General features: G+C 71.5%; 14 protein-coding genes. 10 read left to right on the top strand and 4 right to left on the bottom strand.

Annotated elements, in window-relative coordinates:
• Positions 1–100 precede the first annotated feature (100 nt).
• Both ACFY29_RS30970 and ACFY29_RS30965 read left to right on the top strand, forming a co-directional pair.
• A complete protein-coding gene (locus ACFY29_RS30970; protein WP_355605707.1) occupies positions 101–1,669 on the top strand; it encodes an MFS transporter in 1,569 nt (522 codons plus the stop codon).
• Positions 1,670–1,680: 11 nt separating this feature from the next.
• Positions 1,681–2,289, top strand: a complete 609-nt coding sequence (locus tag ACFY29_RS30965; RefSeq protein WP_328413958.1) for a TetR/AcrR family transcriptional regulator — start codon at positions 1,681–1,683, stop codon at positions 2,287–2,289.
• A gap of 41 nt (positions 2,290–2,330) precedes the next feature.
• On the opposite strand, the gene ACFY29_RS30960 is transcribed toward ACFY29_RS30965, so the two are convergent.
• Both ACFY29_RS30960 and ACFY29_RS30955 read right to left on the bottom strand, forming a co-directional pair.
• Complete coding sequence (locus tag ACFY29_RS30960; protein WP_328413959.1) at positions 2,331–4,250, bottom strand: helix-turn-helix domain-containing protein; 1,920 nt, start codon at positions 4,248–4,250, stop codon at positions 2,331–2,333.
• A 14-nt stretch (positions 4,251–4,264) separates the two neighbouring features.
• Entirely contained in the window at positions 4,265–5,047 is a 783-nt protein-coding gene (locus tag ACFY29_RS30955) for a 3-hydroxybutyrate dehydrogenase (protein ID WP_386991782.1), read from the bottom strand.
• A 251-nt stretch (positions 5,048–5,298) separates the two neighbouring features.
• Here ACFY29_RS30955 and ruvC point away from each other — a divergent pair, with 251 nt between their 5' ends.
• The 8 genes from ruvC to ACFY29_RS30915 all read left to right on the top strand — a co-directional run bounded on the left by ruvC (position 5,299) and on the right by ACFY29_RS30915 (position 14,719).
• Positions 5,299–5,826: a crossover junction endodeoxyribonuclease RuvC gene (ruvC, locus tag ACFY29_RS30950; protein WP_355605715.1), complete on the top strand. Its 528-nt coding sequence runs from the start codon at positions 5,299–5,301 to the stop codon at positions 5,824–5,826.
• Positions 5,823–6,425 carry a Holliday junction branch migration protein RuvA gene (gene ruvA / locus ACFY29_RS30945; protein WP_355605718.1) on the top strand — a complete coding sequence of 201 codons (603 nt, stop codon included), beginning with the start codon at positions 5,823–5,825 and terminating at the stop codon, positions 6,423–6,425. The genes ruvC and ruvA overlap by 4 nt, the downstream gene beginning before the upstream one ends.
• Complete coding sequence (gene ruvB, locus ACFY29_RS30940) at positions 6,422–7,489, top strand: Holliday junction branch migration DNA helicase RuvB (protein WP_386991779.1); 1,068 nt, start codon at positions 6,422–6,424, stop codon at positions 7,487–7,489. The genes ruvA and ruvB overlap by 4 nt, the downstream gene beginning before the upstream one ends.
• Positions 7,490–7,630: 141 nt before the next feature.
• Positions 7,631–7,969, top strand: a complete 339-nt coding sequence (gene yajC, locus ACFY29_RS30935; protein ID WP_386991777.1) for a preprotein translocase subunit YajC — start codon at positions 7,631–7,633, stop codon at positions 7,967–7,969.
• A 276-nt stretch (positions 7,970–8,245) separates the two neighbouring features.
• Positions 8,246–10,156, top strand: coding sequence for a protein translocase subunit SecD (secD, locus tag ACFY29_RS30930; RefSeq protein WP_386991775.1), 1,911 nt, complete (start codon positions 8,246–8,248; stop codon positions 10,154–10,156).
• A 1-nt stretch (position 10,157) separates the two neighbouring features.
• Complete coding sequence (gene secF, locus ACFY29_RS30925) at positions 10,158–11,351, top strand: protein translocase subunit SecF (protein ID WP_386991773.1); 1,194 nt, start codon at positions 10,158–10,160, stop codon at positions 11,349–11,351.
• A 105-nt stretch (positions 11,352–11,456) separates the two neighbouring features.
• Positions 11,457–12,023, top strand: coding sequence for an adenine phosphoribosyltransferase (locus tag ACFY29_RS30920; RefSeq protein WP_328413974.1), 567 nt, complete (start codon positions 11,457–11,459; stop codon positions 12,021–12,023).
• 170 nt (positions 12,024–12,193) lie between these two features.
• Positions 12,194–14,719: a RelA/SpoT family protein gene (locus tag ACFY29_RS30915; RefSeq protein WP_386991771.1), complete on the top strand. Its 2,526-nt coding sequence runs from the start codon at positions 12,194–12,196 to the stop codon at positions 14,717–14,719.
• A 109-nt stretch (positions 14,720–14,828) separates the two neighbouring features.
• Here ACFY29_RS30915 and ACFY29_RS30910 read toward each other — a convergent pair whose 3' ends face one another.
• Both ACFY29_RS30910 and ACFY29_RS30905 read right to left on the bottom strand, forming a co-directional pair.
• Complete coding sequence (locus ACFY29_RS30910; protein ID WP_386991769.1) at positions 14,829–15,668, bottom strand: peptidylprolyl isomerase; 840 nt, start codon at positions 15,666–15,668, stop codon at positions 14,829–14,831.
• A 59-nt stretch (positions 15,669–15,727) separates the two neighbouring features.
• Positions 15,728–16,612, bottom strand: coding sequence for a peptidylprolyl isomerase (locus ACFY29_RS30905; RefSeq protein WP_328413976.1), 885 nt, complete (start codon positions 16,610–16,612; stop codon positions 15,728–15,730).
• Positions 16,613–16,683 lie beyond the last annotated feature (71 nt).

Here is a 16,683-nt window from a genome sequence, read left to right as displayed (position 1 = left end):
ATCCGTTCCGTATCGTTAATGCCGGCCTTACGCTGTCCGCAGTTACGAGTCTGGCCCGTATCGTATTGCGCGGCGGGTGAAACCGGGGGGAGAACCGGGCATGGAGCTGCACGACAACACCGGACACCCGAGGAGGTGGGCGATCCTGGGGGTGCTGGTGATCAGCCTCCTCGTGGTCGTCCTCGACAACACGATCCTCAACGTCGCCCTGCGCACCCTGGCCGACCCGGTGCACGGCCTCGGCGCCAGCCAGGGCGAGCTGGAGTGGTCCATCAACTCCTACACTCTGGTCTTCGCCGGGCTGCTGTTCACCTTCGGGGTGCTCGGCGACCGCGCCGGCCGCAAGCGCTTCCTGATGATCGGCCTGGCGCTGTTCGGGCTGGCGTCGTTGCTCTCCGCGTACGCCCAGAGCCCGGCCCAGCTGATCGCGGCCCGCGCCCTGATGGGGGTCGGCGGCGCGGCCATCATGCCGGTGACGCTGTCGATCATCTCCAACGTCTTCGACCCACGTGAGCGCGGCCGGGCGATCGGCGTCTGGGCCGGTGCGGTCGGGCTGGCCGTGGCGATCGGCCCGATCCTCGGCGGCGCCCTGCTGGAGCACTTCTGGTGGGGCTCGGTCTTCCTGATCAACGTGCCGGTGGTGGCCGCCGGCGTGATCCTGGTCGCGCTGCTGGTCCCCGAGTCGCGCGACCCGCGCCCGGGCCGCGTCGACGTGCCCGGCGTCCTGCTCTCCGTGATCGGCCTGGTCGCCCTCTCCTACGGCATCATCGACGGCGGCGAGCACGGCTTCGGCCGGCCGGTGGCCTGGGGCTCGATCCTGGTCGGCCTGGCGGTGCTGGCCTGGTTCGTGCAGCACGAGCGGCGCAGCGACCACCCGTCGCTGGACGTCCGGCTGTTCACGCTGCCCCGGTTCGCCGCACCGGTGGCCATCGTCGGTCTGGTGTTCTTCGCCGCGATGGGCGTGATGTTCTTCAGCTCGTTCTACCTGCAGCTGGTGCGCGACTACAGCCCGCTGCAGACCGGCCTGCTCTTCCTGCCGTTCGCCGGCGCCCAGCTGATCTTCGCGCCGCGCAGCGCCGCGATGGTCCGCCGCTACGGCGGCCGGGCGGTCGCCACCGTCGGCCTGGCGCTGACCACGGTGGCACTGGCCGCGTTCGCCTTCGTCGACGCGACCACCCCGATCTGGATCGTGCTGGTCGTGTTCTTCTTCCAGGGCGTCGGAATGGCCAACATCATGCCGCCGGCTACCGAGTCGATCATGTCGGCTCTGCCTCGCGAGAAGGCCGGCGTGGGCTCCGCGGTGAGCAACACCGTCCGCCAGGTGGCCGGCGCGCTCGGCGTGGCGGTCCTCGGTTCGGTGCTCTCCGCGGTCTACCGGGCCGACGTGGACGGTGCGCTCACCGGCCTGCCCGCGCAGGCCCGCGAGGCGGCCAACGAGTCGATCTCCGGGGCGTACGCGGCGGCCGGGCAACTCGGCCCGGCGGCGCCGACGCTGATCTCGGCGGCCAACGACGCCTTCGTCACCGCCATGCACTGGGCGGCAGCGCTGTCCGCGGTGGTCGCCGCGCTCGGGATCCTCGTGGTGCTGCGCTGGATGCCGGGCCGGGAGGCCGCGGCTGCCGTACCGGCGGCGCCGGCCGCCGAGCCCGAGTTGGCCGGGACGGCCTAGGTTCGGGGACAATGTCCGACATGACGTCCACAGCTGATGCTCCGCGGTCGCCCGGGCGACCGCGGAGCCTCCGCGCCGATGAGGCGATCATCGAGGCCACCCTCGACCTGCTCGCCGAGGGCAGCACCATCGAAGCGCTCTCGATCGAGGCGATCGCTGCCCGCGCCGGGGTCGGTAAGGCCACCATCTACCGCCGCTGGGCCGGCAAGGACGCCCTGTTGCTGGACGCGCTGCGCCGGCTCAAGGGCGTCCTGCCGCAGCCCGAGGGGCACACCGTCCGGGACGACCTGATCCTGCTGGTCGGCGCGATCGGGAAGAACGTCGACCCGCGCGCGGCGAAGATCATGCCCTGCCTGGTGCCCGCGGTGAACCGCAGCCCGGACCAGTTCCAGCTCTACCAGAACATCATCGCCCCGCGCCGGCAGCTGATGCGCGAGGTGCTGCGACGGGGCGTCAGCGAGGGGGTGCTCCGGCCCGACCTCGACCTGGAGGTGACCATGGCGCTGCTCACCGGGCCGATGCTGATCCAGCGCGTGCTGCAGTGGAACCCGGAGCTGGACGAGCGGACCCTGCCAGAGCAGGTCGTCGACACCGTGTTGGAGGGCATCCAGGCCCGCTGACCCGGCCCGCTGGCTGACCGGTCCGGCCTGCCGGCCGGGGGTCAGCTGGCGGGGGCGCGGAGCCGGTGCAGGCGCAGCGCAAGCTGCACCTCCAACGCCCGCTCGGGCTTCTGCCAGTCGGCGCCGAGCAACTGCCCCACCCGTTCCAACCGCTGGGTCACCGTGTTGACGTGCACGTGCAACTGCTCGGCGGCCCGGGCCAGGCTGCCGCCCACCCCGAAGTACGCCTCCAGCGTCCGCACCAGCGCCGTGCCCCGCCGGGCGTCGTAGTCGACCACCGGCCCGACGGTGGCGGTGAGGAACTGCGCCACGTCCTTCTCGCCCCGGTCACCGACCGTGCCCAGCAGCAGCCCGACGAAGCCCAGCTCCGCGGTGCTCGCTCCCTGGCCGGAGCGGCCCAGCGCGCCGAGTGCGGTGAGGCAGCGGTCCGCCTCGTGGAACGTGCCGGCCAGCGACGCCGGCCCGGTCGACGGGCCGCTCGCCCCGGCGGTCACCGGCCGGCCGGTCACCCGGGACAGGTCCCGGGCCACCGCACGGGCGCTGGCACCCGCGTCCCGCCCGGGCAGCATCAGCACCACCCGGCCGTCGCGGGCCGCGGCCAGGCCGCCCCGGGCCGAGGCGTACGTGGTGGCCCAGGAGAACACCCGCTGCCGGGCAGAGCCGGTGGCGGCGATCGCGTCGTCGCCCACCGCCACCAGCACGTGCGGCGCGTCCAGGTCCACCCCGAGCCGGCGGGCGCGGTCGTGCAGGGCGTCGGTGTCGCGCAGCGGCCGGGCGATCAGGTCGTCCAGCAGCTCGCCGCGTACCCGCCCCTCGGCCTCGGCCACGGTGCGTCGGAACAGCAGCAGCAGTGCGGTGACCAGCGCGGCCCGTTCCAGGATTCGCTGGTCGGCGTCGACCAGCTCGTCGTCCGGTCGCAGTACCAGGGCGCCCAGGTTCTCCGTGCCAGCCACCACCGCCGCGTACCAGAGCGGGCCTCGGCGCACGCTGCGCCCCTCGGTCCGAGACGCGGCCACCGCCTCGACGATGTCCGCCCGGTCCGGCTCGTCGATCTCGCCGACCCGGGCCAACAGCCGGCCCTCGGCGTCCAGCGCCAGCAGCGCCCCGTCCAGCACCTCGGTCACCGCGGCTGCCACGTCCTCCACCCCGCCACCCCGCAGCACCAGCCCCGTCATCCGGTCGTGTGCGGCCGCCGCCCGCTCCACCGAGCTGCTGTGCGCGCGGATGGTGGTGTTCGCCGCCGACAGCTCGGCCAGCGCCGAGCGGGTCTCGGCCAGCAGTCGGGCGGTGTCGATCGCCACGGCGGCGTGCGCGGCCAGGGAGACCAGCAGCGCCACCTCCTCGCGGGCGAACGGGCGGGCCGAGCGGTTGGCCGAGTAGAGGACCCCGATCGAGGTGGAGCCGAGCCGCAGCGGCACCCCGAGGATCGCCACCAGACCCTCCTCGCCGACCCCGGCGTCGATCTCCCCGGTGTGGTGGAAGCGCTCGTCCTCGCCGTAGTTGGCGGTGACGTACGGAGCTCCGGACTGGGCCACCAGGCCGCCGAGGCCAGCGCCCATCGGCAGCCGCAGCCGCTGGAAGCGGGCCGAGACCGACCCGTCGGTGACCCGCATGTAGGTGTCGCCGCGCTCCTCGTCGTCGAGCGTCATGTAGGCCACGTCGGCGCCGAGCAGGTTGCGGGCCCGGTGCACGATCGCCCGCAGCACGTCGTCCAGGTCGCGCAGCCCGGCGAGGTCGCTGACCGTGTCGTACAGGCCGGACAGCTCGGTCTCCCGGCGGCGCCGGCGCTCCAGCAGCGCGCGGACCCGCAACGCCACCGTCCTGGCCTGTTCCAGCTCGGCCAGTCGGTCGGCGGGCAGCCCGGCGGCCCGCGCGGCCACCAGCGGTCCCTCGAACTCGACCGGCGCGGCCTCGCGGGCGAGCAGTTCCAGGAACTCCACCGGCGACGACATGGTCGACATTGTGCTCGGGCCCACTAGTTGGCCGTCCAGCCCCCGTCGAGCGCGATCGACGCGCCCGTGATGAAGGCCGCCGGCGCGGAGCAGAGGTACGCCATCAGCTCGGCCACCTCCTCCGGTTCGATCAGCCGCTTGATGGCGGCCCGGGCCAGCATGATCTTCTCGATCACCTCAGTCTCCGCCAGGCCGTGGCTGGCCGCCTGGTCGGCGATCTGGCTCTCCACCAGCGCGGTGCGCACGTACGCCGGGTTGATGCAGTTGGCGGTCACCCCGTGCGCGGCGCCTTCCAGCGCGACCACCTTCGACAGCCCTTCCAGGGCGTGCTTGGCGGAGACGTAGGCCGCCTTGAACGGCGAGGCGCGCAGCCCGTGCACCGAGGAGATGTTGATGATCCGGCCCCAGCCCCGGGCGTACATGTGCGGCAGGGCGCGGCGGATGATCAGGAACGGCGCCTCGACCATCACCCGCTGGATGTACTCGAAACGCTCGACGGGAAAGTCCTGCAGCGGCGCCACATGCTGGAGCCCGGCGTTGTTGACGACGATGTCCACGTCCACGTCGAGCCGGTCCACCGCCGCGGTGTCGGCCAGGTCCATCCCCTCGGCGTGGCCGCCGGCCTCTGCGGCCACCGCCTCGGCCGCCTCCAGGTTGCGATCCACCACGAGCACCTTGGCGCCGGCCGCGCCCAGTCGCAGGGCGCAGGCCCGCCCGATGCCGCTGCCGCCCCCGGTGACCAGGGCGGTACGACCGGCGAGGTCGACCTGTACGACGTGGGGGACCGCCACGGGTTCTGCCGTCATGGCGCAAGAAGTTACGAGCTGTGTGGCCCTGGGCACATGGGGCAGCGACACATACTCCGCACCAAAGCTGTGTGGCTACCCCCGCTCCCGTCGATCATGGTGTTGTGGTGCCCGATCGATCCAGATTTGCGGCCTCTGTCACCCACCACAAATCCATGATCGACTGGTGCGGGCGTGTCTGTTGAGGCCGGTGGGAGGGCGGGCAGTAGGGTGTCGAACACACGTACTGGTGATGGTTGGGGAGGGGCGGCGTGCGGGTGCTCGGTGTCGACCCGGGGCTGACCCGGTGCGGGGTGGGCGTGGTTGAGGGCGTGCCCGGTCGGCCCTGCACCCTGGTCGCCTACTACGTGATCTACACCGACCCGGCTGACGACCTGTCGCTGCGGCTGCTGCACCTGGACCGGTCGCTGAGCGAGTTGGTCGCCGAGCACCAGCCGGAGAGCGTCGCCGTCGAGCGGGTGTTCAGCCAGCACAACGTGCGCACGGTGATGGGCACCGCGCAGGCCAGCGGCATCGCCGTGCTGGCCGGGGCGCGCGCCGGGTTGCCGGTGCAGACGTACACCCCCAGCGAGGTGAAGGCGGCGGTGACCGGTTCCGGTCAGGCCGACAAGGCGCAGATGACCGCGATGGTGACCCGGCTGCTGCGGCTGGCCGAGCCGCCCAAGCCGGCCGACGCCGCCGACGCGCTCGCCCTGGCCATCTGCCACGTGTGGCGGGGCGGCACCCGTTCCAAACTGGCCGCGGCGGCCGACCGGGCACGACGAGGAGGGGCACGATGATCGCCAGCGTGCGCGGCACGGTGACCGCGACAGGTCCGGACCAGGCCGTGATCGAGGTCGGCGGGGTCGGCCTGGCCGTGCACTGCGCCCCGGGGACACTGGCCGACCTGCGGGTCGGCCAGACCGCCCGGCTGGCCACCAGCCTGGTGGTCCGGGAGGATTCGCTGACCCTCTACGGCTTCGCCGACGACGACGCCAAGGCGCTGTTCGAGCTGCTCCAGACCGCCAGCGGGGTCGGCCCGCGGCTGGCCCAGGCGGTGCTGGCCGTGCACACCCCGGACGCGGTCCGCAAGGCGATCGCCAACGCCGACACCGCCGCGCTGACCCGGGTGCCCGGGATCGGCAAGAAGGGCGCCGAGCGCCTGGTGCTGGAGCTGCGCGACCGGATCGGCCCGGTGGCGATCGGCGCCGACGGCGTGGGCGGCGTGACCGGGGGCAGTTGGCCCGAGCAGGTCCGCCAGGCGCTGGTCGGGCTGGGCTGGACGGCCGGGCAGGCCGACCAGGCGGTGGCCGCGGTGGCGGAGACCGTCGACGGCGAGACCCCGCCCGTGCCGGTCCTGCTCAGGCAGGCCATCCGCCTGCTGGGTCGCACCCGGTGAGTGAGACCGAAGGGCTTGTCTCGGCGTACGTCAGCGACGCGGACCGGGACGCCGAGGCCACCGTCCGGCCCCGGAGGCTGGCCGAGTTCATCGCTCAGGACCGGGTCCGCGACCAGCTCGACCTGTTGTTGCAGGGCGCCATGCGGCGGGGCTCGCCGCCGGACCACATCCTGCTCTCCGGCCCGCCCGGCCTGGGTAAGACCAGCCTGGCCAACATCGTCGCCGCCGAGCTGGGCGCGGGCATCCGGGTGACCAGCGGCCCGGCAATCGAGCGCTCCGGTGACCTGGCGGCCATCCTGACCAGCCTCGCCGAGGGCGACGTGCTGTTCATCGACGAGATCCACCGGATCGCCCGGCCGGCCGAGGAGCTGCTCTACAGCGCCATGGAGGATTTCCGGGTCGACGTGGTGGTCGGCAAGGGGCCGGGCGCCACCGCCATCCCGCTGGACGTCGAGCCGTTCACCCTGGTCGGCGCGACCACCCGGTCGGGTCTGTTGACCGGGCCGATGCGGGATCGTTTCGGCTTCGTGGCACACCTGGATTTCTACGCCCCGGCTGACCTGGAGACGCTGCTGCACCGCTCGGCGCGGATTCTCGGAGTGCCGATCACCGCCGACGGTGCGGCCGAGATCGCCGGCCGGTCCCGGGGGACACCGCGGATCGCCAACCGTTTGCTGCGCCGGGTCCGGGACTACGCCGAGGTGCGGGCCGAAGGGGTGGTCAACCTGGCCACCGCCCGTGCCGCCCTGACCGTGTACGACGTGGACGCGCTGGGCCTGGACCGGCTCGACCGGGCGGTGGTGACCGCGCTGGTCGACTCGTTCCGGGGTGGTCCGGTGGGGTTGTCCACCCTCGCCGTGGCGGTGGGGGAGCAGCCGGACACGGTCGAGGAGGTCTGTGAGCCCTTCCTGGTCCGCGCCGGTCTGCTGGCCCGTACCCCGCGGGGTCGGGTGGCCACCGAGGCCGCCTGGCGGCATCTGGGGCGTACACCGCCGAATGGTACATTTGGGGTGGATGTCCCATCGGCACCCGATCTGTTCTCGTCGGATGCCGATCAGGCGTGATGTGAACGTGATCTGTGCCGCATTCGGTGTTCTCAGGTGCAGGGATTAGACTTCGCCGCGGTCTGTACAGGACGTGAGAATCCGCCTCCGCTCCGGCACCCCACGTGCCGGGCAGGTGGCTAATGGGAAGGTTCAGTAACCGTGTATTACGCAGCAGCGGGCGGCGGGGCCGGCAGCTTTACGCCGATCCTGATGATCGCCCTGCTCTTCGGTGTCATGTACTTCATGATGATCCGACCCCAGCAGAAGCGCCGCCGCGAGGCGGAGGCGATGCAGTCCAACCTCGGGCCTGGCGACGAGGTCGTGACCATCGGCGGGCTCTACGGCACCGTCACCGGCATCGAGGACGACAGCGTCCTGCTCGAGGTTGCTCCGGGCGTGCAGACCCGGTACGCCCGGCCGGCCATCGCCCGGGTGATCACCCGCGCGGAGCTGCCGAGCGAGCCGGTCACCGAGGACGCGGACTCCGCCAAGGAGTGATCCTTCCTCCCGGGGGCGGGTCCGGCGTACGGCCGGTCGACCAGTCCCCCGGGGCCACCGCGCCCGATGGGGCAGCGGACGCGACGTGAAAACTGGATAGTTGGGTCGACGCCGGGCATCGGCACGTCCCCGTGACCGTCGGCGTCTCGCGTCGGCGCGTCCGGCCATCGTGTCGGCACCTCGCCGGCCCAGGTCAGACCGTCGACCGGGACCCCCGGCCCGACACCCGCCGCCGCCGCGCGCAGCGGCGCGACCGTACAGGGAGACAGGACAACCGTGGCACCACCTCAGGGACAGATGCGGCCCGGCAGGCAGCTCGCCGTGCTCGGGTTCATCTTCGTCGTCCTCTACCTTTTGGTGTTCTTCGCGGGCGGCGCCAGCGGCAGCTTCAAGGACCGGCTCGAGCCTCGGCTCGGCCTGGACCTGATCGGCGGCACCCGGATGACGCTGGAGGCGACCAACAGCGTCGATGGCAAGCCCCCGACGGCAGAAAACCTCGAGGAGGCCCGCCAGATCATCGAGAGCCGGGTCAACGCGTTCGGCGTGGCCGAGGCCGAGGTGGTCACCGAGGGCAACCGGAACATCGTCATCTCCCTGCCCGGTGAGAACCGGGACCTCACCGACGTGGGCAGCGCCGCCGAGCTGCGCTTCCGCAAGGTGCTCAAGGCCGCCGACGGCAGCGGGACGGCCGCCGTGCCGCCGCCGGCCGCCACGCCCGCCCCGTCGGGCAGCGTCAGCCCCGCCCCGTCCGGCAGCGCGTTGCCGACCCCGTCCGGCAGCGCCGCGCCGAAGGTGACCACGTCACCCAGCGGTGGGCAGGGTGGGATGGCCCCGGCGCCCAGCGCCACGCCGTCCCCCTCCGCCTCGGCCTCGCCGAGTGCCGCCGCGCCGTCGCCGAGCGCCAGCGAGGAGCCGGTGCCGGCCAGCATCGAGGAGCAGCGCAAGGCCGTCGAGCAGAAGGTCGGCGCCGCGTCGTGGCAGGCCGCCAACGGCTTGCAGGCCCCGGCCGACCTGACCGCCGACCCGTCGTTGGCCGACAAGCTCAAGCCGTTCGGCACGCTGTCGCCGCAAGAGGTGGCCGTGCTGCCGGCGCAGATGCAGTTCAACGTGCCGACGATCGGCTGCGCGCAGCTCGACAAGCGCCCGCCAGCGTCGATCTCCGACCCGAAGCAGCAGGCCGTCTCCTGCGAGGACGGCGCTTCGAAGTACCTGCTCGACCAGGCCAAGGTGCTCGGCACCGACGTGGACGACGCCGACGCGGTGCTCGACCAGACCAACGCCTGGGTGGTCAGCCTGGACTTCACCGGCAACGGCCAGGGCAAGTGGACCGCTCTCACCCGTGAGGCGTTCAACAACGAGGGCCAGGCCTGCGACGCGACCGCGCTGGGTCAGGACGGCAAGTGCCGGGTGGCCGTCGTGCTGGACAACGAGATCGTCTCCTCCCCGGAGATCCAGGGCGTACTGACCGGCAACTCCCAGATCACCGGCAACTTCACCCAGAAGGACGCCAGCGCGCTCGCCGGCCAGCTGCGCTACGGCGCGCTGCCGGTGACCTTCGAGCAGCAGGAGCGGCAGAACGTCACCGCCACCCTGGGTGCCAGCCACCTGCGGGCGGGTCTGCTCGCGGCCGGCATCGGCATGCTGCTGGTCATCATCTACGCGTTCTTCTACTACCGGCTGCTCGGCTCGGTCATCTTCCTGAGCCTGATCCTCTCGGCGCTGCTCGTCTTCGGTGCGCTGGTGGTGCTCGGCCGGCAGATCGGCTTCACGCTCACCCTCGCCGGCATCGCCGGCATGATCGTCTCGCTCGGTGTGGCGGCGGACTCGTTCGTCATCTACTTCGAGCGACTGAAGGACGAGATCCGGGAGGGGCGCAGTCCGCGCAGCGCGGTGCCCCGGGCCTGGATCCGGGCCCGTAAGACGATCATCTCGGCCAACGCGATCACCCTGCTCTCCGCGGTGGTGCTCTACGTGGTCTCGGTCGGCACGGTCAAGGGCTTCGCGTTCGCCCTCGGCCTGGCCACCGTGCTGGACCTGGTCGTGGTCTTCCTCTTCCGGCACCCGATCATGACGATGTTCGCCCGGACCCGGGCGTTCCTGTCCCCGCGGGTCAGCGGTCTGGGCCGGGCACTTCCGGCCCGCAGCCAGCAGACTCAGCCCCGCAACCCGCGCGCCAAGGAGGCCTGAGATGGCTCAGAATGGTCTGGCGAGCCGCCTCTACAACGGCGAGGCCGGTCTCAACGTCGTCGGCCGGCGCAAGCTCTGGTTCGGCGTCGCCGGGATCCTGATCCTGATCGCGATCCTCAGCTTCTCGATCCGTGGGTTCAGCCTCGGCATCGAGTTCGCCGGTGGTAACTCGTTCCAGGTGCCGGCCAGCGTCGGCACCCTGGAACAGGCCGAGGAGGAGGTCAACTCGGCTCTCGCCGCCGAGAACACCGGTATCGAGGTGGCCACCGCGCAGAAGGTCGGCGGCCCCGGCGGCGACTCCTACGAGCTGCGCACCGGGCAGCTCAGCGCCGAGCAGGCCAACGCGGTGCAGACGCGCATCGCGCAGGACTTCGGCATCAACGTCAACCAGGTCAGCGGCAACCAGGTCAGCGAGGCGTGGGGCAGCCAGGTCACCGAGCGGGCCGTCCTCGGCCTGGTCATCTTCATCGCGCTGGTGATGGTCTACCTGATCCTGCGCTTCGAGTGGCGGATGGCGGTCGCCGCCGTCTCCTCGCTGTTCATGAACCTGATCCTCACCGCCGGCATCTACTCGCTGGTCGGCTTCGAGGTCACCCCGTCGACGATCATCGGTTTCCTCACGATCCTGGGCTTCGCGCTCTACGACGTGGTGGTGGTCTTCGACAAGGTCCAGGAGAACACCCGGGGCATCACGGCCAACAACAACCAGACGTACTCCGAGGCGGCCAACCTGGCCGTCAACCAGAGCCTGATGCGGTCGTTGAACACCTCGGTCGTCGCCCTGCTGCCGGTCGGTGGTCTGCTCTTCATCGGTGCCGGCCTGCTCGGCGCCGGCACGCTGAAGGACCTCGGCCTGGTGCTGTTCGTCGGTATGGCGGTGGCGTTCGTGACCTCCATCCTGGTGGCCACGCCGCTGCTGGCGCTGCTGAAGAACTACGACCCGCGGATCCAGGCGCACAACAAGCGGGTGCTGGCCCGCCGGGGCGCGCTGGCCCGTGGCGAGGTCACCCCGAAGGGCGCCCCGAACCCGGCCCAGGCCGACGCGACCGACGCCCAGCTCGACTCGGATTCCGCCGCGCTGGCCGGTGCCGCCCCCAAGGTGGGCGCTCGGCCGGCCGGCAAGCGGCCGACCGGTGCCCGGGGCGGTCGCCCGGGTGGCGGCGGCAACCGGCCGGGTGGCGCCAAGCGGCGCTGACGGCCCCCGGGGCAGACCCGGGAGGAAACGCCCGAACGGCGTCCGGCATGCTGTGCGAGCAGCATTGCCGGACGCCGTCGTCGTTGGAGAGGAAGCGGAACAGCCGTGACGGAGACCCACAGCACCGCGGCGCGCGGGGACAGCGGCCCGGAGGCCGCCCAGCTGATCGCCAGCCGGGTGCTGGATGTGCCCGACTTTCCCCAGCCCGGTGTCATGTTCAAGGACCTGATGCCGCTGTTCGCCGACGGCAAGGTGTTCCGCGAGGTGGTCGACGGGATCGTCGCGTACCACGGGCGGGACGGCTTCGACGTGGTGGTCGGCATCGAGGCGCGCGGGTTCGTCGTCGCGGCGGCCGTCGCGTACGCGGCCGGGGTGGGCGTGGTGCCGGTGCGCAAGGCCGGCAAGCTGCCCCGTCCGGCGCACTCGGTCTCCTACGCGCTGGAGTACGGCGAGGCCACCCTGGAAGTGCACGAGGACGCCTTCACCGCTGGTCACCGGGTGCTGGTGGTCGACGACGTGCTGGCCACCGGCGGCACCGCCGAGGCGACGCTGGACCTGGTCGAGCGGGCCGGGGGGACGGTCACCGGCTTCACTGTTCTGCTGGAGCTCGCTTTCCTGGGCGCCCGCGAGCGGCTGGCCCCGCGTCCCGTCCATGCCCTGCTGACCGTTTGAACAGCGACCCGTCGGGCGGACCGGGCGCCGACCGTCCGGCGGAGCGGCAGGGGACCGTCCGTGCGGGTAGCATTGCCCTTTGCTGACGCCGGCGGTACGCCGTCCGGCGGCGCGAGACCAGGCCGGCCGACGTACGGCCGGTGTGTTTCCGGCGAGCGGTGAGGAGGCCGGTGTCCCACGATGTCGTCCCTCCGGTGGAGGGCACGGTGCACCCGACAGGCGACGCTGACGGCTCGGTGACCGACCGGAACGGTGACGCGCCGGCCCGGGTGACGGGCACCGGTAACGGCTCAGGCAGGGCTCCGGCCGAGGGCACGGTGCTTCCGATCGGTGCCGCATCGGGTGCTGTCGAGGCGTCCCCCGGTGCCGACGGTGTCGTGGTCCCGTTCCCGACCGATGTCGGCATCGACCCGTCGCCGAGCGGTGGTTTCGGGCTGTCCAACGCGCCCACCGGCCGCCGGGTCCGGGCCCGGCTGGCCCGGTTCAACGCGCCGTGGCAGACCTCGCAGGTCAGCGAGGTGCTGGAGCCGCTCATCGCGAGCCACCGGGTAAACCACCCCAAGGCCGACGCCCGGTTGCTCCAGCGCGCCTTCGACACGGCCGCGCGGTGGCACTCCGGGCAGTACCGCAAGTCCGGCGACCCGTACATCACGCACCCGCTCGCGGTGGCCACCATCCTGGGCAACCTGGGGATGGACACCACCACGCTGGTCGCCGCGCTGCTGCACGACACGATCGAGGACACCGAGTACACCCTCGACCAGATGCGCGCCGACTTCGGCGGCGAGGTCGCCCTGCTGGTCGACGGTGTCACCAAGCTGGACAAGGTCAAGCTGGGCGACGCGGCCAAGGCCGAGACGATCCGCAAGATGGTCGTGGCGATGGCCAAGGACCCGCGGGTGCTGGTGATCAAGCTGGCCGACCGGCTGCACAACATGCGCACCCTGACCTTCCTGCCCCGGCCCAAGCAGGAGCAGAAGGCCAAGGAGACGCTGGAGATCCTGGCCCCGCTGGCCCACCGGCTGGGTATGAACACCATCAAGTGGGAGCTGGAGGATCTCGCCTTCGGCACGCTGTTCCCGAAGCGGTACGAGGAGATCAACCGGCTGATCGGGGAGCACCAGCCGCAGCGTGAGGCACTGCTGCGGCAGGTGACCCAGAAGGTGCAGACCGACCTCAAGGCCGCGAAGATCAAGGCGGAGACGACCGGTCGGCCGAAGCACCTCTACTCGATCTACCAGAAGATGATCGTGCGGGGTCGCGACTTCAACGACATCTACGACCTGGTCGGGGTGCGGATCCTGGTCGACACAGTGCGGGACTGCTACGCGGCGCTGGGTGTGATCCACGCCAACTGGCAGCCGGTGCCGGGTCGGTTCAAGGACTACATCGCGATGCCCAAGTTCAACATGTACCAGTCGTTGCACACGACGGTCATCGGGCCCACCGGCAAGCCGGTGGAGATGCAGATCCGCACGTACGCGATGCACCGCACCGCCGAGTTCGGCATCGCCGCGCACTGGAAGTACAAGGAGCACAAGGGCACGCAGATCGTCGGCCCGCCGGCGCACATCGACGAGATGACCTGGCTGCGGCAGTTGCTGGACTGGCAGCGGGAGGCGGCCGACCCGAGCGAGTTCCTGGACGCGTTGCGCTTCGACCTGTCCAGCCAGGAGGTGTACGTCTTCACCCCGAAGGGTGACGTCATCCCGCTGCCGACGGGTTCGACGCCGGTGGACTTCGCGTACGCGGTGCACACCGAGGTCGGGCACAAGTGCATCGGGGCGCGGGTCAACGGCAAGTTGGTGCCGCTGGAGTCGACGCTGTCCAACGGCGACGTGATCGAGATCTTCACCTCGAAGTCCGAGACCGCCGGCCCGACTCAGGACTGGCTGGGCTTCGTCAAGAGCCCTCGCGCGCGGACGAAGATCCGCCAGTACTTCAACAAGGAGCGCCGCGAGGAGGCGATCGAGGCCGGCAAGGACGCGATCGTCAAGGCGATGCGCAAGCAGGGCATGCCGTTGCAGCGGATGCTCACCTCTGACGCGCTGATGTCGATCGCCCGGGACCTGCACCTCGCCGACGTGGCCTCGCTCTACGCGGCGGTCGGCGACAGCCAGGTCTCCGCGCAGTCGGTGGTGCAGAAGTTGATGGCCGCGTACGGCGGCGAGGAGGGCGCGGCGGAGGACATCGCCGAGACCGCCGTCGCCACCCGGCCGCCGCGCAGCCGGCAGAGCAGCAACGACCCGGGCGTGGTGGTCCGGGGCGTCAGCGACGTCTGGATCAAGCTAGCCCGCTGCTGCACCCCGGTCCCCCCGGATTCGGTGTTCGGCTTCGTCACCCGCTCCGGCGGGGTGAGCGTGCACCGCGACGACTGCGCCAACGCCGAGGACCTGCGGGCCCAGAGCGAGCGGGTGGTCGAGGTCAGCTGGAAGCTCACCTCCGCCTCGACGTTCCTGGTGGCCATCCAGGTGGAGGCTCTGGACCGGCACAAGCTGCTGGCCGACGTCACCCGGGTGCTCTCCGACGAGCGGGTCAACATCCTTTCCGCCACCGTCACCACCACCCGCGACCGGGTGGCGGTGAGCCGGTTCAGCTTCGAGATGGCCGACCCGAAGCACCTGGGCCACCTGCTGGCCACGGTCCGCAAGGTCGACGGCGTCTTCGACGCGTACCGGGTCACCTCCGGCGCCTGACCGCGTGCCGCCCTCCCCGGGCGGCGCCGATCCCCGGACACGACAGAGTTACCGGACACGACAGCGCCCGCCGGCTCAGCCGGCGGGCGCTTCGTCGTCTTCTCGGGCGTCAGCCCTGCGGCGCGCTCATGGCGAGGTCCTTGATGATGACCTCCTTCTTCGGGTGGCCACCGCCAGCCTGCTGGGCGAACGCCCCGTCGTCGCCGGTCTTGGCCACGTCCTTGACGATGTCCAGGCCACCGGTGACGGTGCCGAGCACGGTGTACGCCGGGTCCAGCGGCGAGTCGCCGTACACGATGAAGAACTGGCTGCCGGTGCTGCCCGGCTGGCCCGAGTTGGCCATCGCGATGACGCCCTCCGGGTACGGCGGACGCTTGTCGGTGGGCAGGTTCTCCTCGGGCAGCTTGTAGCTCGGGCCACCCATGCCGTCGGTCTCCCGCCAGCCGTTGCCGGTGGCGCTCGGGTCACCGCACTGCAGCACCTTGATGCCCTCGGTCACCAGACGGTGGCACTTGGTGTTGTCGAAGAAGTTCTTCTCCGCGAGGTAGCTGAAGCTGCCCGCCGTGCACGGCACCAGCGACCGGTCGACCTTGGCGGTGATCGGGCCCAGGTTGGTGTCGATCGTCATGGTCTGCACGCCGGTGCCGGACTGCTGGTTGCTCGGCAGCCCCACGTCCTTGATCTGCGGGCTCCGCTGGTCCGCGGGCAGTTGGTTGTACACGCACTCGGACGCGCCGGGCGCCTGGGCGGCGGTGTCGGTCTTGTCGTCGTCACCGCCGAGGCTCATCGTCAGCCAGACGGTGCCGGCGACCACGAGCACCAGCGCAGCGCCCGCGCCGATGATCGCCTGCGTCTGCCGGCGCTTGCGGGCCTTGGCCGAGCGCTCGGCCATCTCCTTCTCGAGCCGGGCGCGTGCCGCGGCGCGCTGCCGATCTCTGGTGGACGTCACGCCTGGATCCTCCTGGCTGTCTGCTGCTGGGTGCCGCTCGGGTGGGGTGGGGCGACCGGTCAGCCGGCACTCGGGCTGCTGGCCGGGGCGCCGGAGGCCGACGGCGACGGTGCCGCGGCGGTGACCGGCTCACCAACGGTGAGGCTCTGGATCACCACGTCGGTCTTGGGTTTGACCTGGGCCCCGGTCCCATTGTCCACGGTCGGCAGGGCACCGATCTTCTCCACCACGTCCAGCCCGCCGGTCACCCGGCCGATCACCGGGAACTTGGGGTCGGTGGTGGTGAAGTCCTTGAAGAAGATCAGGAACTGACTGCCGTTGCTGCCCGGCGGGTTGGAGATCATCGCCACGGTCCCCTTCGGGTACGTGGGCGGCTGGCCGGGCGCCGGGCTGGCCGACGGCGACGCCGACGGCACGGTCGGCACGTCCTCGTCGTAGAACGAGTAGGTCGGCCCGCCGAGGCCGGTGCCGCTGGGGTCACCGCAGCGCAGCGCGCCGTCGGCGGTGATCTCGTGGCACTTGGTGTTGTCGTAGAACGACCGGCTCGCCAGGTGGGTGATGCTCGCCGCAGCACACGGGGAGCTGGTCAGATCCAACTCCGCGGTGATCGGCGCGCCCTGGTTGGTGGTCACGGTCATCGCCCGGGTGCCGTCGGTGGGCAGGCCCTTGGTCTCCGGCGTGCCGACGTCCTTGAGGTTGGTGTTGGCCGTCGCGTCCTGCGGCGTCCAGAGGCAGATGTCCTCCGCGGCCGTGTTCTGCTTCGGGTCGGAGTCGAAGGCCCCGAGCGCCCAGGCCGAGCCGGCCACGATCAGCACGAGGACCACAGCGGCGCCGACACCGGCCTGGATCTGCCGACGGCGCCGCGTGGAGGCGGCTCGGCGGGCCAACTGCCGGTCGAGCTTGGCCCGCGCCAGTTTGCGCTGCCGGTCCCTGCTGGAAGCCACCCGTGCTCCCCTTCCTCTACCTGGTCGTCGCCGGCGGCCGGGCGTCCCGGCCCATCAGGCGTCACGTGTGC

The organism is Micromonospora sp. NPDC000668 (genome assembly GCF_042897975.1).
Lineage (GTDB): Bacteria > Actinomycetota > Actinomycetes > Mycobacteriales > Micromonosporaceae > Micromonospora.
Note: the sequence above shows the minus strand (reverse complement) of the source record. Positions and strands in the feature narration are given on the sequence as shown.